This is a genomic window from Streptomyces natalensis ATCC 27448 (genome assembly GCF_000935125.1).
Lineage (GTDB): Bacteria > Actinomycetota > Actinomycetes > Streptomycetales > Streptomycetaceae > Streptomyces > Streptomyces natalensis.
Genome location: NZ_JRKI01000002.1, coordinates 159782 through 181280 on the forward strand (window position 1 = coordinate 159782; position 21499 = coordinate 181280).

The window sequence follows — 21499 nt, forward strand, 5'->3', positions numbered from 1 at the left end:
CGTGCCGCTCGCGCAGTCGCCGTTCCCGCCGCTGCTCGTGTTGTGCGTGGTCGTGTTGCGTGTGCTGGTCTTGCCTGTGCCGTCGTGCGTGTGCCTGCCGTGCCCGTGCGTGCATGCTCGTCTGAGATTGTCGCGCGGGAATCCGTGAAGCGTGCTGTGAAACGCATCGCGTATGCCCGGGGCGGCCTCCAGAGTGCCCGAAGAGCCGGTGGCCCGGGCGGCCGGGGCGCCGGTCAGGCCGCGCAGCGCTCCCGGTCCCGGTCGCCGCGCTCCAGCATCCGGGCGTCGATGTCGCGGCTCTCCAGCTCCTGGCGCAGGCGGGCGAGCGCACGGTGCAGCGTGCTCTTGACCGTGCCGGTGGACATGCCCAGCGCCGCCGCGGTCTCCTCCGTGCTCATCTGCTCCCAGTGGCGCAGGACGACGACGCTGCGCTGCTTGGGCGCCAGGACCCCCAGGATGTCCATCAGCAGGGCCCGGTCGGCGCGCTGCTCGGTGCCGTCGTCGACGCTCGCGTCGGGGAGCTGCTCGGTGGGCACCTCCTCCAGCTTCCGGGCCCGCCACCACTCCGTACGGGTGTTGATCATGACCCGGCGCAGGTAGGCGTCCGCGAGGGACTTGTCCGCGATGCCGTCCCAGCGGCCGTAGGTGCGGACCAGGGCCGTCTGCAACAGATCCTGGGCGTCGACCGGATCGGGCACCAGTCGCCGGGCGCTGCGCAGCAGGGCCTCCTGCCGCGTGCGCACATACTCTTCGAAGTCCAGTACCTTGCCGCCGCTGGTCGCCATTTCGACGCCTCCGATCCGCTTGCGTTCCCCACGTTGACTGCGCTGGTGGTCATCTCCAGCACGAGGAAGACGCTACGGACGGGGTGTTGCGACGAAATGTGCGTCGGCACCACAGCGGATGCACGGAAAACCTGCGGTTGTGTAACAGCCCGCAGGGGGTCATACCTCGGAGGTACGGCGGGGGGGCCTGGGTCATCCTCGGGGCGGATGAGGCCCCCGTCGAAAGGCCGATGGGCCCTTCCCCGGCGATGTACACCTAGTGAGAGCGTGTCTGTCGCGTCGGGGTTGGGCCCGTTCCGGTCAAATTTCCGGATCTGTGGCTCCTACGTGTGCGGCAGCCGGTAGCGGCCCCCGCCCAGCGGCTCGACCAGGCCGTCCGAGACCAGCCCGTCCAGCGCGCGGGCCCGCTGCACCGGCTCGTCCCACACCGCGTCCAGCACCTGCTGCGGCACCGGCGCCACCGCCTCGCGCAGCACGGCCAGCAGCTTGCCGCGGACCTGGCGGTCGGTACCGGCGTAGGCCTGGGTGCGCCGGGGCGGCCCCTCGTGCGCAGGGGAGCCGGCCAGCCGCCAGGCGCACTGCGCCGCGATCGGACACTGGTGGCACTCCGGACCGCGGGCCGTGCACACCAGCGCGCCCAGCTCCATCGTGGCCGCCGCCCAGCGCGCGGCCAGCTGCTCGTCCGGCGGCAGCAGGGCGCGGGCCAGTTTGCGCTCGGCGGCCGTGGTGGCGTTCGGCGGGTACTGGCGGCCGGTGACGGCACGGGCGAAGACGCGGCGCACATTGGTGTCCAGCACCGCGTGCCGCTGCCCGTACGCAAAGGACGCCACGGCCGCGGCGGTGTACTCGCCGACACCGGGCAGCGCCAGCAGCTGGGCGTGCTCGCGCGGTACGTCGCCGCCGTGCCGCTCCTGTATTGCGGAGGCGGCGGCGTGCAGCCGCAGGGCGCGGCGCGGATAGCCGAGCCGGCCCCAGGCGCGTACCGCTTCGCCGGGCGCCTCGGCGGCCAGGTCGGCGGGGCGCGGCCAGCGGGCCAGCCACTGCTCGTACACCGGCAGCACACGGGTGACCGGCGTCTGCTGCAGCATGAACTCGCTGACCATCACGCCCCAGGCGCCCGCCTCGGGGCGGCGCCAGGGCAGATCACGGGCGTGCTCGTCGAACCAGTCGGTGACCGGACCGTGCAGCGCGGTCCCGTCGGCCTCCGCGGCCGGAGCGGCGGAGGCGGTCTCGGCGGCGGAGGTCATGGCAGGGGATGTGGCAGGCGTGGAAGTCATGGCAGCTCCGATCCTGGCACGCTGCCCCCCGCCCGAGAAACGCCCCGGCCCCGCGCCGCCGCGCGCCCACCCGCACGCGGGACGGCCATATACGTACGGGTGGCCGCTACCGGGGGTACGTCGGCGAACGGGCGTCCGGCGTGGCGGACGGCATGGAGGATGGGGGGATGAGCGAGAGCGAAAGCCCGGCGGGCGCGCGGCCGGCGCAGGTCTGTCCGGTGGCGATCCAGCGGGCGCTGATCGCGCATACGACGATGACCTTGGCGTATGCGGACGAGGACGGGCCGCAGGCGGCGGCCGTGCTGTACGCGGTGGAGACCGGCGGGGGCGCGGGCGGGGATACGGGCGGGGATACGGAGGCGGGTGCGGCCGGAGATACGGGTGGGGCTGCGGAGGCGGGTGTGGCCGGAGGGCCGGTTCTGTACTTCGTCACCTCGACCAGGACGCGGCACGGACGGGCGCTGGCCGGGCCCGCACCGGCCCCCGCGCGAGTCGCGTTCACCGCGCAGTGCGACGGGCAGGAGTGGAGCGCGCTGACGGGCCTTCAGGGGCGGGGGTACTGCCGCCCGCTGGGCGCGGACGAGCGGGCGGCCGGCTGGCGGGTCTACACCGCGCGCTTCCCCTTCGTCGAGGAGAGCGCACGGCTGCGGGAGGCGCTGGAGCGCACCACGCTGTGGGAACTGCGCCCCGACTGGCTGCGGCTGATCGACAACGGCCGGGGCTTCGGTCACAAGGAGGAATGGCGGGCGGACGCGGGGCGCGGCTGACGAATGCGGCCTACCGCCCCTAACGGGGCATCGGGCCCGTTACGGCGGAAACGCGGGCACGGCCGGGGACTCCGGACCGTTCACCGGGAACTCCGGACCGATCATGGGAAAAGTTGCAGTCCGATGCGGCGGGTACTGGCCGGTCCGCGCGCGGATCTCTCGTAGAGTTTTCATGTGGGATCACTGCGCAATCCGATCGGGCCGCTTCCCTCCTCCATCTACTGGCGGCGGAGGGCCGTTGCGCTGGCCATCGTCGTCCTGCTCGCCCTGGTGGTGGCGTGGGCCCTCAGCCTGGGCGGCGACTCCGAACAGACCGGGGGCGGGGGCAACGAGGGCAAGGGGCACGGCTCGGGTCCCGCGACGTCCATCACGCCCGGTCCCTCCGGCACCGGCCCGGCGATCAGTCAAAAGCCGGGCGGGCGCGACGGATCGGGCGGCGGCGAGTCGGGAGGGGACGGTTCGGGCGGCGCCTCCGGAGCGGACGACGGCGGCAACGGCACGGACAGCGGTGGCGGTTCCGGCGGCGGCCCCATCGGCCAGGGTTCGGGCGTCAGCCTCGTACCGACCGACTCCCCGCTCCTCAACTGCACCACCGGCGGCGCCACCTTGACGCTGCGCAGCGTCAAGGACTCCTACAAGCCGGGCGAGAAACCGAAGTTCGAGCTGAAGGTCAAGAATTCCGCGGGCTCGGCCTGCAAGGTCGACCTGGGCCGTAAGGCCGCGGTGCTGACGATCAAGGACACCGCGGGCGACGACCGGGTCTGGGCCTCCAACGACTGCCCCGCGGGCACCGGTCCGGCCCTGCTGAAGGTCCCGGCCAAGGGCTCCGTGGAGCGCACCGTGCTGTGGGACCGCCGGGCCAGCGCCCCCCAGTGCGCGACGCCGAGCGCGGCCGCCGTGCCGTCCGGGACGTACGTCATCGAGGCCAAGGTGCCGGGGCTGGATCCGGCGAAGGCGAAGTTCACCCTCGCCAAGGACTGAGCCGACGGGCCCTGGCCGACAGCGAATTCGGCTCTGCCGTGAGCGAAGGCGGCTGTCCCGGGCGGCCTCCGTGCGGCACAGTCGCGGCCATGAGGTTACTGATCCTGGGCGGAACGGAATTCGTGGGGCGGGCGGTTGCCGAGGCGGCGCTGGCCCGTGACTGGCAGGTGACGGTGTTTCACCGGGGGCGCCATGCCGCGCCGGAGGGCGCCACGGCGCTCCACGGCGACCGCGGCAACGGCACGGCCGGGCTCGCGGCGCTCGCGTCGGGGGAGTGGGACGCGGTCGTCGACACCTGGAGCGGCGCGCCGGTCGCCGTACGGGACGCCGCGCGGCTGCTGGCCGGACGGGTCGCCAACTACGCGTACATCTCCAGTGGTTCGGTCTACGCATTTCCGCCGACGGGACCCCTCACCGAGCGGTCCCCCGTGGTGGCGGGTGACCCCGACGCCACGTCCGCCGAGGACTACGCGGCGGCCAAACGGGGCGGCGAACTGGCCGCCGTCGACGCCTTCGGCGACCGGGCGCTGCTGGTCCGGGCCGGTCTGATCCTCGGCCCGTACGAGAACATCGGCCGGCTGCCGTGGTGGCTGGGCCGGATCGCCCGCGGCGGCCCCGTGCTCGCCCCGGGCCCGCGCGATCTGCCGCTCCAGTACGTGGACGTCCGCGATCTGGCCGAATGGACCCTGGACGCGCTGCGGGACGGGCTCGGCGGCCCCTACAGCCTGGTCAGCGAGCCGGGCCACGCCACCATGGGCGAACTGCTGGAAAGCTGTGTGACGGTGACCGGCTCGGCCGCCGAGCTCTGCTGGCGCTCCCCCGAGGACATCCTCGCGGCCGGTATCGAACCCTGGACCGAGCTGCCCGTCTGGCTCCCGCCCGGCAGCGACGACCACAACGCCCTCTTCGGCGTGGACGTCTCCAAGGCCCTTGCCGCCGGACTCCGTTGCCGCCCCGTCCACGAAACCGTCACCGACACCTGGGCATGGCTGCGCGCTCTCGGCGGCAGCGCACCCCAGCGCCCGGACCGCCCGGCGCCCGGCCTGGCACCGGAGAAGGAGGCGAGGGTGCTGGCGCCGTAGACGTACCGCCGGGACGCCCGCTCAGACGTAGCGCTCCAGAATGGACGATTCTGCGAGGCGCGAGAGGCCCTCGCGGACCGAGCGGGCGCGGGCCTCGCCGACGCCGTCGACCGCCTGGAGGTCGTCGACGCTGGCGGCCAGCAGCTTCTGGAGGCCGCCGAAGTGGTCGACCAGGCGGTCGATGACCGTGCCGGGCAGGCGCGGGACCTTGGCCAGGAGGCGGAAGCCGCGGGGGGAGACGGCGGAGTCGAGGGTTTCGGGCGCGCCGCTGTAGCCCAGCGCGCGGGCGGCGGCGGGGAGTTCGAGAAGCTCGGTGTGGGTGAGCGCGTCCAGCTCGGCGAGCGCCTCGGGGACCGTACGGGAGCGTTTGGCGGTCGGCTCGGGGACGTAGTCGCGCACGACCAGCTCCCGCTCGGGCTCGACGCCGGCGATCAGCTCGTCCAGCTGGAGGGCCAGGAGGCGGCCGTCGGTGCCCAGCTCGACGACGTACTCGGCGATTTCGGTGGCGATCCGGCGGACCATCTCCAGGCGCTGGGCGACGGCCGCGACGTCCCGGACGGTGACCAGGTCCTCGATCTCCAGGGCGGAGAGCGTCCCGGCCACCTCGTCCAGCCGGAGCTTGTAGCGCTCCAGGGTCGCCAGCGCCTGGTTGGCGCGGGAGAGGATGGCGGCGGACTCCTCCAGGACGCGGCGCTCGCCGTCCACGTAGAGCGCGATCAGGCGCATCGACTGGCTGACCGAGACGACGGGGAAACCGGCCTGGATGGAGACGCGCTGGGCGGTGCGGTGGCGGGTGCCGGTCTCCTCCGTGGGGATGGAGGCGTCGGGCACCAGCTGGACGCCGGCGCGCAGGATTTTGGTGATGTCCTTGTCGAGGACGAGGGCGCCGTCGAGTTTGCACAGTTCACGCAGGCGGGTGGCGGTGAATTCGACGTCCAGGACGAAGCCGCCGGTGCACATCGACTCGACGGTCTTGTCCCAGCCCAGAACGATCAGTCCGCCCGTATTGCCGCGCAGGACCCGCTCCAGCCCGTCGCGCAGGGCCATACCGGGCGCGACGGCGCTCAGGGAGGCGCGCATCAGGCGCTCGGTGCCGGAACTCCCGGACCTGCCGGTAGCCGATGCCCGGTCGTTGGCTGCCACTGCACTCCTCCGTCGCAAGTCAATCGGTCCGCAGGCCGCCCGGCCCGTGCTGCGGTGACGTACTCAGCGAGAGTACGCGGGATCCCGGCCGGCAACGCGACTGCGGTGACGGGCGAGACCAGGGCAAAGTCTACCGGCGCACCTCCTCCTCGCGCGGGGCCTCCCGGCGCACGCGCTTGGGCAGGACGGCCAGCGCCTGCCCGACGTCGGCGACCTCCAGGACCCGCATTCCGTCGGGGATCTTGCCGGGGTCGGAGGGCACCAGGGCGTGGGTGAAGCCGAGGCGGGCGGCCTCGGACAGGCGGCGCTGGACGCCCGTGACGCGCCGGACCTCGCCGGCCAGCCCCACCTCGCCGATGGCGACCAGGTTCTTCGGCAGCGGGGTGTCGCTGGCGGCGCTGGCCAGGGCGAGGGCCACGGCCAGGTCGGCGGCCGGCTCGGAGAGCTTCACGCCGCCGACCGTGGCGCTGTAGATGTCCCGTTTGCTCAGGGCGCTGATGCGGCCGCGCTGCTCCAGGACGGCCAGCATCATCGAGACCCGGGACGTCTCCAGACCGGAGGTCGTACGGCGCGGGGAGGGGATCTGGGAGTCGACGGTCAGGGCCTGGACCTCGGCCACCAGGGGGCGGCGGCCCTCCAGGGTGACGGTCAGACACGTACCGGGCACCGGCTCGTCGCGGCGGGTCAGAAAGAGGCCGGAGGGGTCGGCGAGGCCGGTGATGCCTTCGTCGTGCAGCTCGAAGCAGCCGACCTCGTCCGTGGTGCCGTAGCGGTTCTTGACGCCGCGGACCAGGCGGAGGCGGGCGTGGCGGTCGCCCTCGAAGTGCAGGACGACGTCCACGAGGTGTTCGAGGAGGCGGGGGCCGGCGATGGCGCCGTCCTTGGTGACATGGCCCACCAGGAGGGTGGCCATACCGCGCTCCTTGGACGCCCGGATCAGGGCGCCGGCCACCTCGCGGACCTGGGCCATGCCGCCGGGCGCGCCGTCGATCTCGGGGGAGGCGACGGTCTGGACGGAGTCGAGGATCAACAGGGAGGGCTTGATGGCGTCGAGGTGGCCCAGGACCGCGGAGAGGTCCGTTTCGGCGGCGAGGTAGAGGTGGTCGTCCAGGGCGCCGATGCGGTCGGCGCGCAGCCTCACCTGGCTCGCGGATTCCTCGCCCGTGACGTAGAGCGTGGGGTGGGCGGCGGAGGCGGCCTTGGCGGCGACGTCCAGCAGGAGCGTCGACTTGCCGACGCCGGGCTCGCCCGCCAGGAGGACGACGGCGCCGGGGACCAGACCGCCGCCGAGGACGCGGTCCAGCTCGGCCACGCAGGTCGAGCGGGCGGCGGCCTGCGCGCCGTCGACCTGGGCGATCGGCACCGCGGCGGTGGTGACCCGGCCGGGCGCGGTGGTGCGCACCGCGGGGGCGCCGCCGAACTCCTCGACCGTGCCCCACGCCTGGCACTCGGGGCAGCGGCCGAGCCACTTCGCGGTGGTCCAGCCGCATTCGGTGCAACGGTAGGAGGGGCGCTCCTTGGCCGACGTTTTACGGGTTGCCATGAGGTCACCGTATCGGTGGGCACTGACACCGCCGGACGCTCGCGGCCGGTGCCCACGGTTGGGCCGAGCGGGTGGCGTGAACCGGGCTGGTGTCCCCTTTTGAGGGAGAAGGTCACCCGTAAGGGTTAAAAGTGCCCAAGCGGAGCAAGTGCGGCTGCATCATCCGCCTACCGTCGCCGGGTGATGAGCAGCAGGCCCGAGCACCCCAGGAACTCCGCCGGCGCACACCGGTCGCTCCCCGGCGGCCGCGACCGGCCCGCCATGACGCACGGCGGCCGTTACGACGCCTATCTGGACGGGCTGTTCACCTACTGCCTGTCCGTCCTGTGCGAGCACGACGCGGCGAGCGCGGTGCTCGGCGAGACGCTGGCGCTCGCCGAACGCCACCACGGCCGCCGCCCGGCCGAACCGGACCTCTACCGCCCCTGGCTCTACGCCCTGGCCCGCTGGGCCTGTCTGCGGCGCCTGTCCGAGCTCCCCCAGGCCGCGGGCGCCGCCACCGGCCGGGGGGACGCCGCCGCGCCGGACGCCGCGGCACGGCAGCGCGAACTGGCCGCGCTGGCCTGGCCGGAGGCCGCCGGGACGACGCCCGAGCAGCGCGAGGCGCTGGAGCTGTCGGTACGCCATCACCTCCCGGCCCGCGAGGTCGCCGCGGTGGTCGGTGCCGAAGTGGCCGCCACCCGCGCCCTGCTGGCCGCCGCGGGCTGCGAGGTCGAGCGCACCCGGGCCGCGCTGGCCGTCGTCGAACGCGGCCGATGTCCCGACGTCCGGCAGCTGGCGGGGGACTCCCGGATGCTGCTGGGCGCGGCGCTGCGGCGGGAGCTGGTACGGCATGTCGACGACTGCGCCCAGTGCCGCGGCACGGCGGAGCGGGCCACCGCCGCCGGGCCGTGGCCGGGCACCGCGCCCGCCGCCCCCGGCTCGCTGCCGCTGGTCGCCGCGCCGCGGGAGGCGGTGGCGGCCGCGCTGGCGGCGGCCCGGCGGTCGCGGTCGGGGCGCGCGGAGGGCGTGCCGGGCACGGGCCACGGGAGCCAGGGACAGGGGGCAAACGGTTCTCCTCGCGCGGCCGCCCGCGCCGCCGGCAGCGCTCCGCGCTACGACCGCAGCGGCTTCCCGGTGGGCCCCACCGACCGGGCCGCCCGCCGCCGTCGGCTGCGCAACCGCGCCCTGACCAGCACCGTCGTCGCCACCGTGCTGGCCGCGCCGGTCCTTGCCGTCTGGGCTGCGTACCGCCAGGCCCCGGCCACCGAGGAGGCGTCGGACAACGCCCCCTCGGTCACGGCCAACGAGCCCGCGGGCAACGACGGACCGCTCAACGGCCGCCGCTACGAGAACGCCGGCAGCGCCCACTCGACCCCCGGCCCCGGCGCCCGGCCCGGCGGGGCGGACTCCGTGGTGTCGGCCCAGGTGATCGGGTCGGATGCCGCCCAGCGGCGGACCGCCTCCGGTCCCGGCCGGCTGACCGTCACGGCGCAGCCGAGCGGGGGGACGACGGTCATCACGCTCACCGCGTCCGGCGGGGAGCCGGTGCGCTGGACGGCGTCGGCCGGTGCGTCCTGGATCCAGATGAGCCATACGGCCGGGGTGCTGCGCCCGGGGGAGTCCACCACGATCACGGTCTACGTCGATCACGACTGGGAGCCCGAGGGCCCCTGGCACACCAAGATCGCCATCGAGCCCGGCGGTACCGCGGTCACCATGGAGGGCCAGGGCGTCACGGACCCGGACGACCCCGCCCCGGCCGACCCCGCACCCACCGCCCTGCCGAGGCCGCGGCCGACCCCCGCCCCGCCGACGCCGCGGCCGACCCCGGCGCCGACCGCTCCGTCACCGACCCCCACGCATCCCGGGCCCACCCCGGCCCCCACGTCCCCCATGACGCAGCCGCCCGCGACCGCGCAGCCCCCGCAGACCCACTGAGCACCGGCCGCGCGGCCCCGGGCGCGACGGCCGGGCGGCTCCGGGCACGACGGCCGCGCCCTACTTCTCCTCGTCGCCCGCCTTCGCCTTCCCCGCCTTGGCCTTCGACTTCTCCGGCTTCGGGTGGGCCGGCTTCGGGTCCGCCGGATGCGGTGCCATCGGCAGCGTCGCCGAGAGGCGCTCCTCGCACAGTTCGGCGAGCTTGGCGTAGCCCTTCTTGCCCATCAGCTCGGTCAGTTCCGGCCGGTAGGTGATGTAGACCGGCTCGCCCGCGCCGTGCGCCGAGGTCGCAGAGGTGCACCACCAGTGCAGGTCGTGGCCGCCCGGACCCCAGCCGCGGCGGTCGTACTCGCCGATCGTCACCTGGAGGATCTGGGTGTCGTCGGGCCGGTCGATCCAGTCGTAGGTCCGCCGCACCGGCAGCTGCCAGCACACGTCCGGCTTGGTCTCCAGCGGTTCGCGGCCCTCGCGCAGCGCGAGGATGTGCAGCGAGCAGCCCGCGCCGGCCGCGAAGCCGGGGCGGTTCTGGAAGATGCACGAGCCCTGCCAGCGGCGGGTCTGCCGCTCGCCGTCCTCGTCCTCCTGCGTCCAGCCCGTCTGCGTCCCGACGTCGTGGAACTGCCACAGATCCGGCGTGAGACGCGCCACATGCTTGGCGACCCGCTCCTCGTCCTCCTCGTCGGAGAAGTGCGCACCGAGCGTGCAGCAGCCGTCGTCCGCGCGCCCGGCCTGGATACCCTGGCAGCCGCTGCCGAAGATGCAGGTCCAGCGCGAGGTCAGCCAGGTCAGATCGCAGCGGAAGAGTTGCTCGTCGTCGCCCGGGTCCGGGAAGGTGACCCAGGCGCGGGCGAAGTCGAGACCCACCTCGTCGGGCGTCGCCCCGGCCGCCGCGCCCTGCTTGGCATGCTTCGTCTTCTTCGCCTTTTTCGTCTTAGCCACGACTCCAGACTAAGGCGGCCGACAAGTCACCTCCGTCGCGGCAGTAGGTTTCCCCGTATGAGACTCGGTGTCCTCGATGTGGGTTCGAATACGGTCCATCTCCTGGTGGTGGACGCACACCCCGGCGCACGCCCGCTGCCCGCCTACTCGCACAAGGCGGAGCTGCGCCTTGCCGAACTCCTCGACGAGTCCGGCGCCATAAGCGACCACGGCATCGAGCGCCTGGTGGCCACCGTCATCGAGGCGCTCCAGGTGGCCGAGGACAAGGGCGTCGAGGACGTGCTGCCGTTCGCCACCTCCGCCGTCCGCGAGGCCACCAACGGCGAGGAGGTGCTGCGCCGGGTCACCGCGGAGGCCGGCGTGGAGCTTCAGGTGCTCTCGGGCCGGGACGAGGCGCGGCTGACGTTTCTGGCCGCCCGCCGCTGGCTGGGCTGGTCCTCCGGGCGGCTGCTCGTCCTGGACATCGGCGGCGGCTCGCTGGAGATCGCCTACGGGCTCGACGAGGACCCGGACGTGGCGGTCTCCCTGCCGCTCGGCGCGGGCCGCCTGACCAGCGCCGACCTTCCCGGCGACCCGCCGGACCCGGAGGCCGTGCGGGCGCTGCGCCGCCGCGTACGGGCCGAGATCGCCCGCGTGGTGAGCGAATTCACCCGCTACGGGACCCCCGATCACGTCGTCGGCACCTCCAAGACCTTCAAGCAGCTGGCCCGGATCGCGGGCGCGGCGCGCAGTGCCGAGGGCCTGTACGTCCAGCGGGAGCTGACCCGTAAGAAGCTGGAGGAGTGGGTGCCGCGGCTGGCCTCGATGGCGGCGGGCGACCGCGCCGAGCTGCCCGGTGTCTCCGAGGGCCGCTCGCGGCAGCTGCTGGCCGGGGCGCTGGTCGCGGAGGCCGCGATGGACCTGTTCGGCGTCGATACGCTGGACATCTGCCCGTGGGCGCTGCGGGAGGGCGTCATCCTGCGGCGGCTGGATCATCTGCCGACGCCGACGGCGCAGTGAGCCGCCGGTGACGGCGGCGGCCGGGGGAGGACCCGGTGGCCCGGCACCGGCCGCGCGCAGGCCCCGCTCCGCCCGCACGGTGACCTCGGCCGCATCCGCCCTGGCCTCCTGCCCCGGGCACTGCCGCGGCCCGTACGCTGTCCCTCGTGACGGAGCCAGTGGTGCGCATTCCCGATGCGAAGGTCGCGCTGTCGACGGCCTCGGTGTATCCGGAGTCGACGGCGACGGCCTTCGAGATCGCCGCGCGCCTGGGCTACGACGGCGTCGAGGTGATGGTGTGGACCGACCCCGTCAGCCAGGACATCGAGGCGCTGCGCAGGCTGTCGGACTACCACGGGGTGCCGGTGCTGGCCGTGCACGCACCGTGTCTGCTGATCACCCAGCGCGTGTGGTCCACCGACCCGTGGGTCAAGCTCCAGCGGGCCCGTAGCGCCGCGGAGAAGCTGGGTGCCTCGACGGTCGTGGTGCACCCGCCGTTCCGGTGGCAGCGCAGCTACGCCCGGGAGTTCGTCCGCGGGGTGTGGCGCATGGAGAACGAGACGGACGTGAAGTTCGCCGTCGAGAACATGTACCCCTGGCGCTACCGGGACCGCGAGATGCTGGCGTACGCCCCGGACTGGGACCCCACCAACGACGACTACCGCCACTTCACCGTCGACCTCTCGCACACCGCCACCGCGCGCAACGACGCGCTGGAGATGGTGGAGCGGATGGGCGACCGGCTGGCGCACGTCCATCTGGCCGACGGCAACGGCTCGGCCAAGGACGAGCACCTGGTGCCGGGCCGCGGCAGCCAGCCCTGCTCCGACGTGCTGGAACGGCTCGCGGCGGGCGGCTTCGACGGCCATGTCGTCGTCGAGGTCAACACCCGCCGGGCGATGTCCGCCGCCGAGCGCGAGGCGGATCTGGCCGAGGCGCTGGCCTTCACCCGGCTCCATCTGGCGTCGCCCACCTGGGTGCCGGGGTCATGAGCCGCGACCCCTCGGAGGAGCCCGCAAAGGCCGCAAAGCCCGACAAGCCCGTACGCCGCCGGGGCCGCCCGGCCCGCGCCGAGGCCGCCGAAGGCCCCGGTGCCCGCGAACGGATCCTCGCCGCGGCCCGTACGGAATTCGCCGACCGCGGCTACGACAAGACCTCGGTGCGCGGCATCGGCAAGGCGGCCGGGGTGGACGCGGCCCTGGTGCACCACTACTTCGGCACCAAGGAGCAGGTCTTCGCGGCGGCCATCGAGCTGTCCTTCGCCCCCGCGCTGACCATCCCCGACGCGATCGCGGACGGCGGCGAGGCCGGAGCGGGCGAGCGGATGGCCCGCTTCGTCTTCGGCATCTGGGAGAACCCGGTCAGCCGCCCGCCGCTGCTGGCGATCATGCGCTCGGCACTGACCAACGAGACCGCGGCGACCGTCCTGCGCGGTCTGGTCGAACGCCGCCTCCTTACGCGCGTGGCCGGCGAACTGCACGTCCCCGACCCGGAGTTCCGCGCCCAGCTGGCCGCGAGCCATCTCATCGGCATCGCGATGCTCCGTTACGTCATCAAGATGGAGCCGATGGCGTCCGCGGACCTGGAGGAGATCGTGGCGATGGTGGCGCCGACGTTGCAGAGGTATCTCACGCAGGCGTGAGGCGGCCCCGGCGACACCTTCGCACCGTCCGGGCTGTCCGTACTCCGGTCAGACATCTCACATACCGGAGTCGCTGTCCGGATCTTGGATCGGAAGCGTAATCTCGGGATCAGCTGCTGTATGACGCCGCTGAGGTAAAGCGCCGCTGAGGTAAGGCGCTGATGGATGGCACGGCTGCCGTCCATCCGTATCCCGAGGGAGTGACCATCGTGCCCGAGCTGAGGTCCCGCACCGTTACCCATGGCCGCAACATGGCGGGCGCCCGCGCCCTTATGCGGGCCTCGGGCGTAGCGAGCGAGGACATCGGTAAGCCGATCGTCGCGGTCGCCAACTCGTTCACCGAGTTCGTGCCCGGCCACACCCACCTCGCCCCCGTCGGCCGGATCGTCTCCGACGCCATCCGGGCCGCCGGTGCCGTCCCCCGCGAGTTCAACACCATCGCCGTGGACGACGGCATCGCCATGGGCCACGGCGGCATGCTCTACTCGCTGCCCTCCCGCGACCTGATCGCGGACTCGGTCGAGTACATGGTGGAAGCCCACTGCGCCGACGCCCTGATCTGCATCTCCAACTGCGACAAGATCACCCCCGGCATGCTGATGGCCGCGATGCGCCTGAACATCCCGGTGGTCTTCGTCTCCGGCGGCCCGATGGAGGCCGGTCAGGCCACCCTCGTGGACGGCACCGTCCGCAAGCTGGACCTGATCAACGCCATCGTCGACTCCGTCAACGACAGCGTCTCGGACGAAGACGTCCTCCGCATCGAGGAGAACGCCTGCCCCACCTGCGGCTCCTGTTCCGGCATGTTCACCGCCAACTCCATGAACTGCCTCACCGAAGCCATCGGCCTCTCCCTCCCCGGCAACGGCTCCGTCCTCGCCACCCACACCGCCCGCCGCGCCCTCTACGAGAACGCCGGCCGCACGGTCGTGGAGATCACCAAGCGCTACTACGAGGACGGCGACGAGTCCGTCCTGCCGCGCAACATCGCCACCCGCGCCGCCTTCGAGAACGCCATGGCGCTGGACATCGCCATGGGCGGCTCCACCAACACGATCCTCCACCTCCTGGCCGCCGCCCAGGAGGCCGAGCTGGACTACGACCTCAAGGACATCGACGCCGTCTCCCGCCGCGTCCCCTGCCTGGCCAAGGTCGCCCCGAACGTCGCCCCCGGCGGCACGTACTACATGGAGGACGTGCACCGCGCCGGCGGCATCCCCGCCATCCTCGGCGAGCTCTACCGCGGCGGCCTGCTCAACGAGGACGTCCACTCCGTCCACTCCGCCTCGCTCGCGGAACACCTCAAGACCTGGGACGTGCGCGGAGGCTCCCCCTCCGCCGAGGCCGTCGAGCTCTGGCACGCCGCCCCCGGCTGCAAGCGCTCCGCCACCGCCTTCTCTCAGTCCGAACGCTGGGAATCCCTCGACGTGGACGCCGAGGGCGGCTGCATCCGCTCCACCGAACACGCCTACTCCAAGGACGGCGGCCTGGCCGTCCTCAGGGGCAACATCGCCGAGGACGGCTGCGTCGTGAAGACCGCCGGCGTCGACGAGTCCATCTGGACCTTCGAGGGCCCGGCGGTGGTCTGCGAGTCCCAGGAAGAAGCCGTCGACAAGATCCTCACCAAGCAGATCAAGGAAGGCGACGTCGTCGTCATCCGCTACGAGGGCCCCAAGGGCGGCCCCGGCATGCAGGAGATGCTCTACCCGACGTCCTTCCTCAAGGGCCGCGGCCTGGGCAAGGCCTGCGCCCTGATCACCGACGGCCGCTTCTCCGGCGGCACCTCGGGCCTGTCCATCGGCCACGCCTCCCCCGAGGCCGCGTCCGGCGGCACCATCGCCCTCGTCGAGGACGGCGACCGCATCCGCATCGACATCCCGGGCCGCTCCATCGAACTCCTCGTGAGCGACGACGAACTGGCCGCCCGCCGCGAGGCCCTCGGCGGCGCCTACGCCCCGAAGAACCGCGAACGCAAGGTCTCGGCAGCCCTGCGCGCCTACGCGGCGATGGCGACGAGTGCGGACAAGGGTGCGGTGCGGGACGTGAGCAAGCTCGGCTGAGCCGACGCAGTCGCGCGGGAGCCCCCACGAAAGTGGGGGCTCCTTTCATATGGGGCGGTCAGGCGCCAAGCAGCGAGCCACCCTTGACGGCGGTGACGAACGAGGCCCAGGCGGCCGCGTCGATGAGGAGCGCGGGACCGTGGGGGATCTTGCTGTCGCGGACGGGGACGAGGGCGGGGAGGCCGTCGGCGACCTCGATGCACTGGCCGCCGTCCTGGTTGCTGTAGCTGGACTTTCGCCAGGTAACAGTGCTCAGGTCGATGGATCGCACGGCACTTCCTCCAACGTCTGGATGATGAACTTCCGCGTGTCGGCCGGGCTCAATGCCAGGTCCCGCACCGCATCGTACGCGTGTTGCAGACGCTCAACCGACTCCGATTCCTGGACGAGTTCGCCCGAGTACCCGGTCTCCACCCATGCCGCAGTGCGACCACCCGGGAGCCGCAGGAACATGGTGTCGGTGTTCGACAGGGCATGGGGCCCGACGTCGAACTGCACGGCCTGAACGGTGATGTTCGGACGCTCTCCCGTGGCCACGAGGTGCTCAAGCTGCTTCCGCCACTCGGTGGCGTCACCCAGCGGCGTGCGCAGCACGGCCTCGGACAGGATCGTGCGGAACTGCGGCGGGTTGTCCGCATGCAGCACCTGGCAGCGCCCTATGCGCGCATCGACCTGACGCGTCAGCTCATTGCCGCTGAGGCCGCCCGCCGTGAGCAAGGCGCGTGCATATCCCTCCGTTTGAAGCAGTCCAGGAAGCACACTCACGGCGTAGTGCCAGAGACTCACCGCCTGGGACTCCAGGAACATGTAACGGCGGTACCGCTCCTTGAACTGGGTGGGATCCGCAGCCGCCAACTCCCACAGCGCCAGCAGCAGTCCAGGCGTCCCGTAGTGCGTGTCGAGAGCCTCGGCGACCTCCGGGCTGCCGATCGTCTGCCCGCGCTCCATCTTCCCGAACAGGGACGAGTCCCAGCCCAGTGCCTTGCCGAGCTGCCGCAGGCTCTCCCCGCGCTGCGTGCGCATTAAGCGCAGCTCCTCCGCGAACCGTCGGCGCGGGTCCGTGCTTCGTCCGGTGACGGCCGTCCTCGCCGGCATGGAGCCTCCTCCGTGGAAGGTGTGGAATTTGCGGCCCAGGGCGTCGAACTACGGCCCGTAAATGGGAGGTTGTGCCCCTTCGCCGGTCCATCCTCGTAATGACCGGAACACTCACGGTAGTGAGCGCCCGGCAGGCCACGCAGGGAAACGGCAGACGGGAGCGCCACCAAATGACCACAGAACCCCACAGTGATACCCAAGCTCAGGCGGCGTGCGACGAACTGGCCGCCGCACTTCACGAGCTCGGCATCGTGCTGCCGTCGCTCGGTGTCGACCCGGTGTTGCTGTGCCGCGAACGGCCCCGTGTGCTGCTGGAGTTGGGGCGCTGCAACCTGGAGACGGCCTACCGGCTCACCGCCGTGCTCAAAAAGGCGGCGGAGCGATGACCCGGCGGCTCGTGCGGGCCTTCCTGGCGCTGCTGCTTCCCGGATACGGGCGACATCGCGCGCCCGCTGTGCCGCAACCGGCGCCCGCCCCACCCCCACGGCGCAACCGACTGCCGCGGCACAAGAGCCCGTATGCCCACGACGCGGCCTGTGGCGGGCTGTTCATGGATACGCCGCGGCTCGTACCGTCCTACGTCCCGGCGCCGTACATCTCACCGGCCTGCCACATCGGCACCCACGCGGCCTGCGACAAGGGCGCGGCGGAGCCCGAGGTCGTGGCCGCCCCCGGAGTCCGGTGGGAGATCTGCTGCTGTGCCTGCCATGTGGGCGGCGACGCGGAGGCGCGTCACCACCCCGCCGGATCCTTTGTGTCCGTGCTGAACACCGTCCCGTCGGGGGCCGCCGCGTAGATACGGCCGTGCCGGGCGTCGACCACGGGGGCGGGCAGGGACTCCAGGTAGCCGTTGTGGCGGTCGGGGGACAGGCGGGGCGGGGTCTGGCCGAGGACGGCGCCGGAGTTGGTGTCGACGGCGAACAGGCGGCCGTCCGCGGCGGTGAAGTACAGGTGGTTGCCGCTGATGACGGGGGCCGAGCCGCGGCTGACCGAGGTTTCGGTGTTCCATTTCCGTTCGCCGACGGCCTGGAGCGCGCCGCCCTCGGCGAGGAGGTAGACGGTCTCGCCGCGGACCGCCGCCGTCACGGTTCCGTCGAGCGGGTAGCCCAGCCGGATACGGCGCTGCCGCCCGGTGTGCGGGTCGTAGCGGACGACGGCCGTGGTGGTGAAGGGGTGCATGGGGTCGGCGGCGGTGAAGTAGAGCGCGCCGGAGGAGCCGACGCCGGCGGGGGTGAGCGAGCCGGGCAGCCGCTTGTTCCAGCGGACGCTGCCGTCCTTGGTGGCGATGGCGGTGACCTGCGTGGCCTTGCTGTCCGCGGTGAGGCCGACGGCGTAGGCGGTGCGGGTGTCGCCGTACGAGAAGAACGCGGCCGGGGTGTGGGCGGGATACCGCTTGCGCCAGCGTTGCCGGTGGGTGGCGCTGTCCAGCGCGGTGACCGTGCCGTCCCCGGCGCACAGCAGCACCCGGTCGCCGACGACGGCCGCGCCGCCCTCGTACCGGGACAGTTCCTGGCTCCAGCGCGTGGCGCCCTTCCCCTTGGCCGACGGGTCGAGCGCCTCCAGCCGCCGGCCGTCGGGGGTCCAGACGTACAGCAGTCCGCCCGACAGGACCGGCGCCTTCGGGGCGGTGTCGGTGAGCGGGACGGCCTTGCCGCTGCGGCGCCAGGACACCCGGCCGGTCTCCGCGTCGAAGCGGCCGGCCCGCAGTCCGGACAGCGAGCAGTAGACGGCGCCCGAGCCGGCCGTACAGAACGGCATCTCGGAGCGGTGACCGTGCGGCCGCTCCAGGACCGTGGAGTGCCAGGGCCGGACGGAAACCCCGGCCCCCGGCGTCCGGATCTCCAGCCCTGAACCGCCGGACGACAGCGCCCGTACGCCCACGAACGCGCCGCCCCCGGCGATCAGCAGCGCCACGGCCGCCCATACCGGCCAGCGGCGCACCGCGGCTGCGCGGCGTGATGGCCGTCCGGTCTCCTTGCGGGCCTTGGGAGCCCTGGGGTTTTTGGCGGCCTTGGGGGAGTCGGGACGGTCCGGTGGCTGGGGGGTGTGGGGGCGGACGTGGGTGGTTTCGGCGGCGGGCGGGGGTGCCATGTCGCTGCCGACGGGCCGGCGTTGGGCCGGTACCGGCGAGCACGAGGGCGAAGGTGGGTGGGCGGGCGAAGACATCGGCGGGTGGCCGGACGCGGGCGACGGCGGGTGCACGGATGAGGACAAAGATGAGGACAAAGATGAGGACAAAGATGAGGACGGGGACGGGTGTGTGGCCGGCCCGGGCATACCGGGATCCATGCCGAGATCCGCTTGCATGTGGATCTCGGTATGGATCTCGGTGTGCAGCAGCTCCATCAGCTCGCCGGGCGTCGGCCGGTCCGCCGGATCCTTCGCCAGGCAGCTCTCGACGAGCGGCGCCAACTCCTTTGGCACCCCCGTCAGATCCGCCTCGTCATGCACCACCTGATACGCCACCAGATAGGGGCTCTCCGAGTCGAACGGCCCGCTCCCGGTGGCCGCATGCACCAGCACCGACCCCAGCGCGAACACATCCGCGGCGGGGCCCACCTCGCGCGGCCGCTGGAATTGCTCGGGCGCCATGAACGGCGGCGTACCGATCAACTTGCCGGTCTCGGTGCGCATTTCACTGTCGGACGGCCGCGATATCCCGAAATCGATGACTTTCGGTCCGTCGGCGGCCAGCAGTACATTTCCCGGCTTCAGATCGCGGTGGACGACCCCGGCGCGATGGATGTCGCGCAGCGCCTCGGCGAGTCCCGCGGCCAGCTTCCGTACCTCATCGGGCGCCAGTGGCCCCTTCCGCTTCACATGCTCGGAAAGCGTCGGCCCGGGAATGTAGAGGGTCGCCATCCAGGGCCGTTCGGCATTCGGATCGGCGTCCACGACGGGCGCCGTAAAGGCCCCGCTGACCCGCCGCGCGGCCGCCACCTCCTGCCGGAACCGCCCCCGGAACTCGGGGTCCTGGGCGAATTCGGCATGAATGACCTTGACCGCGAGCCGCAGCCCGGAAGAAGAGCGCGCCAAATGCACCACGCCCATTCCCCCGGAACCCAGCCGTGCCTCCAGGCGATATTGCCCGGCGTATTCCGGACGCTCCGCTTCCGGGTCGGCCCCGGAATCACGCAGCGGCGGCATCGTTCCACCCCCGTGTCCTGCCCTGTGCAATGCGGTCGCGGATGCGACGCGCGGAGCCTAGTCGATGACACGTGCGAAAGGGATGAGGCTTGCTAGCGTGCGCGTCGCACGTCCGAAAATGCCCAGGGCTTCCGCGCCCAGTAGTCACAAAACGGGGGAACACGAGATGACCACCGAGAAGCCACACCGCTTCCTGGACCTGGACGCCGTCGTCGGCGAGCTGGACGAGGACATGGACGGGTCGGTCAAGGGCGAGACGGACGCGGGGAAGGACACCGGCGCCGGCACGGCCACGGCCATGGCGGCCGCCGCCTCCACCCGCTCCTTCCAGATCGCCCCCGGCCAGCAGGTCAGGGTCCGTACGGGCCCCAGCACCTCCCATCCGGTCGTCCGCAAGCTGGCGGGTGGCTCCTGGGTCGGCATCCACTGCCAGCGCCGCGGCCAGCGGATCACCGGCCCGTACGGCACCACGGACATCTGGGACAACATCGCCCCCGGCCAGTACGTCTCCGACGCCTATGTGCACACAGGCAGCGACGGACCGGTCGCGCCGAGCTGCACCAGCTGAGGGCGGCGGGCCGCCGGGAATGACGGGCCGCCGGGGATAATCGGTGCCATGAGCGATACGCACACGGCACCCGGCGGCCCGGAGCCCGAGGAGATCCGTTTCTTCGGCACCACCTGGCTCCGCCACGACGGCGGCTACGCCCTGCGCCGTATCGCCGTCGCGCTGGGCTCGCTCGCGCTCGCCGCCCTCGGCGCGCTGATCCTCCGCTTCGGCTTCCAGGGCCTGGAATTCGGCGATGTCGGCCCGTTCGTCGGCATCCTGGCCGTCGGCGGGTTCGCCATTTGCAGCGCCCTCGCCTTCCGCCGCACCTGGGAGGGTTTCGTCCGCCGCCCCGACCCCGCCGACGAGCGCACCGTCGACAAATCCGCCCAGAGCCTGATGCTGATCGGCTTCGTCGGCTCGCTGCTGGCCTACTTCTGCCGCAGCCTCATCGAAGCCCCCGGCGAACGACTGCGCCGCACCGAGTACGAGGCGGCCCTCGAACGCCACGCACGGCGGCGCACCACCCGCACCGGCAACCCGGCCGCGAAGAAGTCCCGTCCGAAGGGCAAGAAACGCGGCTAGAGGTGGTGCCCCGAGCGCCGCGCACCGCGGACGTCACGTCCCGGACACGGCCCCCGCAATCCCCGCTTCCGGGCGCCGCCCCGCAGGCAGGATGATGCGTATGCCCCCACAGAGCCACCAGGAGAACCACCGGCAACGGCCGCCCCAGCAGTTCGACCACGCCGCCCGCGCCCGCTCCTTCAGCAGCGTGGCCGCCCAGTACGCGGCCTCGCGCCCCGGATACCCGGCGGAGCTCTTCGACGCGATCGAGGAGCGTTCGGGCCGCTCCCTCAACGGCGCCCGGGTCCTGGACGTCGGCGCCGGAACCGGCATCGCCACCGCGCTGCTGGCCGCCCGGGGCGCCGAGGTCATCGCCGTGGAGCCTGGCCCCGGAATGGCCGCCCAGCTGCGCGCCGGGCTCCCCGGCGTCCCGCTGGTCCGGGCGAGCGGCGACGCCCTGCCGTTCCGCGCCGCGGCCTTCGACCTCGTCTGTTACGCCCAGGCATGGCACTGGACCGACCCGGCCCGCTCGGCCCCGGAGGCCATGAGAGTGCTGCGCCCCGGCGGTGCGCTCGCGCTGTGGTGGAACAGCCCCCGCCGGGACACCGGCTGGGCCGCCGAACAGGACGCCCGGCTCGCCCGACGGCTGCTCGGCCGCGACCCCGGCCGTGCCGCGGAGGTCCCCGACGCCGACCCGGACGTCCTCGTCCGCCGCCAGGGCCTCAACCCCACCGCCTGGGTGGCCGAATGGACCCGGTCGGTGCCCCTCGACACCCATCTCGCCATGCTCGGCAGCCACTCCCGGTTTGCGGTCCTCGATCCCGCGGTCTCCGCCGCCATCCTGGAGGACGAACGAGCCGCCCTCCTGGATGTCTTCCCCGACGGCATCGTCCGGGAGGAGTACCGCGTCCAGCTCACGGTCACGTCCCGAACCGACACCCCCACACCCACCGGACGAACGGACGAAGGAGCGCACCGTGGCGGCAGAAACGCGTCAGACGGCAGAAACGCATGAGACGGCGCAGACGG

At 72.7% G+C, this 21499-nt stretch carries 21 protein-coding genes; 13 read left to right on the forward strand and 8 right to left on the reverse strand.

Features of this window, described 5'->3' with window-relative positions; translation table 11 throughout:
• Positions 1 to 233 precede the first annotated feature (233 nt).
• Both SNA_RS00870 and SNA_RS00875 read right to left on the reverse strand, forming a co-directional pair.
• Complete coding sequence (locus SNA_RS00870) at positions 234 to 785, reverse strand: SigE family RNA polymerase sigma factor (RefSeq protein WP_030066194.1); 552 nt, start codon at positions 783 to 785, stop codon at positions 234 to 236.
• A gap of 323 nt (positions 786 to 1108) precedes the next feature.
• The gene (locus SNA_RS00875; protein ID WP_044362534.1) at positions 1109 to 2062 is read right to left on the reverse strand and encodes an HhH-GPD family protein; all 954 of its coding nucleotides are present in this window, start codon (positions 2060 to 2062) and stop codon (positions 1109 to 1111) included.
• A 167-nt stretch (positions 2063 to 2229) separates the two neighbouring features.
• Here SNA_RS00875 and SNA_RS00880 point away from each other — a divergent pair, with 167 nt between their 5' ends.
• The 3 genes from SNA_RS00880 to SNA_RS00890 all read left to right on the forward strand — a co-directional run bounded on the left by SNA_RS00880 (position 2230) and on the right by SNA_RS00890 (position 4892).
• Positions 2230 to 2829: a pyridoxamine 5'-phosphate oxidase gene (locus SNA_RS00880; protein ID WP_037790083.1), complete on the forward strand. Its 600-nt coding sequence runs from the start codon at positions 2230 to 2232 to the stop codon at positions 2827 to 2829.
• 174 nt (positions 2830 to 3003) lie between these two features.
• Entirely contained in the window at positions 3004 to 3810 is an 807-nt protein-coding gene (locus SNA_RS00885) for a hypothetical protein (protein WP_030066198.1), read from the forward strand.
• Positions 3811 to 3899: 89 nt separating this feature from the next.
• Complete coding sequence (locus SNA_RS00890; protein WP_030066199.1) at positions 3900 to 4892, forward strand: NAD-dependent epimerase/dehydratase family protein; 993 nt, start codon at positions 3900 to 3902, stop codon at positions 4890 to 4892.
• Positions 4893 to 4913: 21 nt separating this feature from the next.
• Here the strand turns inward: SNA_RS00890 and disA are convergent, their stop codons facing one another.
• Positions 4914 to 6035 (reverse strand): DNA integrity scanning diadenylate cyclase DisA, encoded by a 1122-nt coding sequence (gene disA / locus SNA_RS00895; protein WP_044362535.1) that lies wholly within the window; start codon positions 6033 to 6035, stop codon positions 4914 to 4916.
• A gap of 130 nt (positions 6036 to 6165) precedes the next feature.
• Positions 6166 to 7578 carry a DNA repair protein RadA gene (gene radA / locus SNA_RS00900; protein WP_030066201.1) on the reverse strand — a complete coding sequence of 471 codons (1413 nt, stop codon included), beginning with the start codon at positions 7576 to 7578 and terminating at the stop codon, positions 6166 to 6168.
• Between the two features lie 183 nt (positions 7579 to 7761).
• Here radA and SNA_RS00905 point away from each other — a divergent pair, with 183 nt between their 5' ends.
• Complete coding sequence (locus tag SNA_RS00905; RefSeq protein ID WP_044362536.1) at positions 7762 to 9498, forward strand: BACON domain-containing protein; 1737 nt, start codon at positions 7762 to 7764, stop codon at positions 9496 to 9498.
• Between the two features lie 60 nt (positions 9499 to 9558).
• Here the strand turns inward: SNA_RS00905 and SNA_RS00910 are convergent, their stop codons facing one another.
• Positions 9559 to 10437 (reverse strand): DUF3109 family protein, encoded by an 879-nt coding sequence (locus tag SNA_RS00910; protein WP_044362537.1) that lies wholly within the window; start codon positions 10435 to 10437, stop codon positions 9559 to 9561.
• Positions 10438 to 10494: 57 nt separating this feature from the next.
• Between SNA_RS00910 and SNA_RS00915 the strand changes: the two genes are divergently transcribed.
• From SNA_RS00915 to ilvD, 4 genes are all read left to right on the forward strand, one after another.
• Complete coding sequence (locus SNA_RS00915; protein WP_044362539.1) at positions 10495 to 11436, forward strand: Ppx/GppA family phosphatase; 942 nt, start codon at positions 10495 to 10497, stop codon at positions 11434 to 11436.
• Positions 11437 to 11582: 146 nt separating this feature from the next.
• Positions 11583 to 12407 (forward strand): sugar phosphate isomerase/epimerase family protein, encoded by an 825-nt coding sequence (locus SNA_RS00920; RefSeq protein ID WP_198534958.1) that lies wholly within the window; start codon positions 11583 to 11585, stop codon positions 12405 to 12407.
• Entirely contained in the window at positions 12404 to 13057 is a 654-nt protein-coding gene (locus SNA_RS00925) for a TetR/AcrR family transcriptional regulator (RefSeq protein ID WP_030066207.1), read from the forward strand. The genes SNA_RS00920 and SNA_RS00925 overlap by 4 nt, the downstream gene beginning before the upstream one ends.
• Positions 13058 to 13266: 209 nt before the next feature.
• Complete coding sequence (gene ilvD, locus SNA_RS00930) at positions 13267 to 15117, forward strand: dihydroxy-acid dehydratase (protein WP_030066208.1); 1851 nt, start codon at positions 13267 to 13269, stop codon at positions 15115 to 15117.
• A 58-nt stretch (positions 15118 to 15175) separates the two neighbouring features.
• Here ilvD and SNA_RS00935 read toward each other — a convergent pair whose 3' ends face one another.
• Positions 15176 to 15388, reverse strand: a complete 213-nt coding sequence (locus tag SNA_RS00935; protein ID WP_030066209.1) for a DUF397 domain-containing protein — start codon at positions 15386 to 15388, stop codon at positions 15176 to 15178.
• Positions 15370 to 16212, reverse strand: coding sequence for a helix-turn-helix domain-containing protein (locus SNA_RS00940; RefSeq protein WP_030066210.1), 843 nt, complete (start codon positions 16210 to 16212; stop codon positions 15370 to 15372). The genes SNA_RS00935 and SNA_RS00940 overlap by 19 nt, the downstream gene beginning before the upstream one ends.
• Before the next feature lie 170 nt (positions 16213 to 16382).
• On the opposite strand from SNA_RS00940, the gene SNA_RS00945 reads away from it, so the two are divergent.
• Positions 16383 to 16598: a hypothetical protein gene (locus SNA_RS00945; RefSeq protein WP_030066211.1), complete on the forward strand. Its 216-nt coding sequence runs from the start codon at positions 16383 to 16385 to the stop codon at positions 16596 to 16598.
• Positions 16595 to 17008, forward strand: coding sequence for a hypothetical protein (locus tag SNA_RS00950; RefSeq protein ID WP_030066212.1), 414 nt, complete (start codon positions 16595 to 16597; stop codon positions 17006 to 17008). The genes SNA_RS00945 and SNA_RS00950 overlap by 4 nt, the downstream gene beginning before the upstream one ends.
• Here SNA_RS00950 and SNA_RS00955 read toward each other — a convergent pair.
• Positions 16945 to 19359 carry a serine/threonine-protein kinase gene (locus SNA_RS00955; RefSeq protein ID WP_044362544.1) on the reverse strand — a complete coding sequence of 805 codons (2415 nt, stop codon included), beginning with the start codon at positions 19357 to 19359 and terminating at the stop codon, positions 16945 to 16947. The two genes, SNA_RS00950 and SNA_RS00955, sit on opposite strands and share 64 nt — an antisense overlap.
• 232 nt (positions 19360 to 19591) lie before the next feature.
• Here SNA_RS00955 and SNA_RS00960 point away from each other — a divergent pair, with 232 nt between their 5' ends.
• The 3 genes from SNA_RS00960 (at position 19592) to SNA_RS00970 (ending at position 21485) form a co-directional block, all read left to right on the forward strand.
• Complete coding sequence (locus tag SNA_RS00960; protein ID WP_030066214.1) at positions 19592 to 19927, forward strand: hypothetical protein; 336 nt, start codon at positions 19592 to 19594, stop codon at positions 19925 to 19927.
• A gap of 48 nt (positions 19928 to 19975) precedes the next feature.
• Complete coding sequence (locus SNA_RS00965; RefSeq protein ID WP_030066215.1) at positions 19976 to 20491, forward strand: hypothetical protein; 516 nt, start codon at positions 19976 to 19978, stop codon at positions 20489 to 20491.
• 100 nt (positions 20492 to 20591) lie between these two features.
• On the forward strand, positions 20592 to 21485 hold the full coding sequence (locus SNA_RS00970; protein ID WP_063752602.1) for a class I SAM-dependent methyltransferase: 894 nt from the start codon (positions 20592 to 20594) through the stop codon (positions 21483 to 21485).
• The last annotated feature ends 14 nt before the right edge of the window (positions 21486 to 21499 follow it).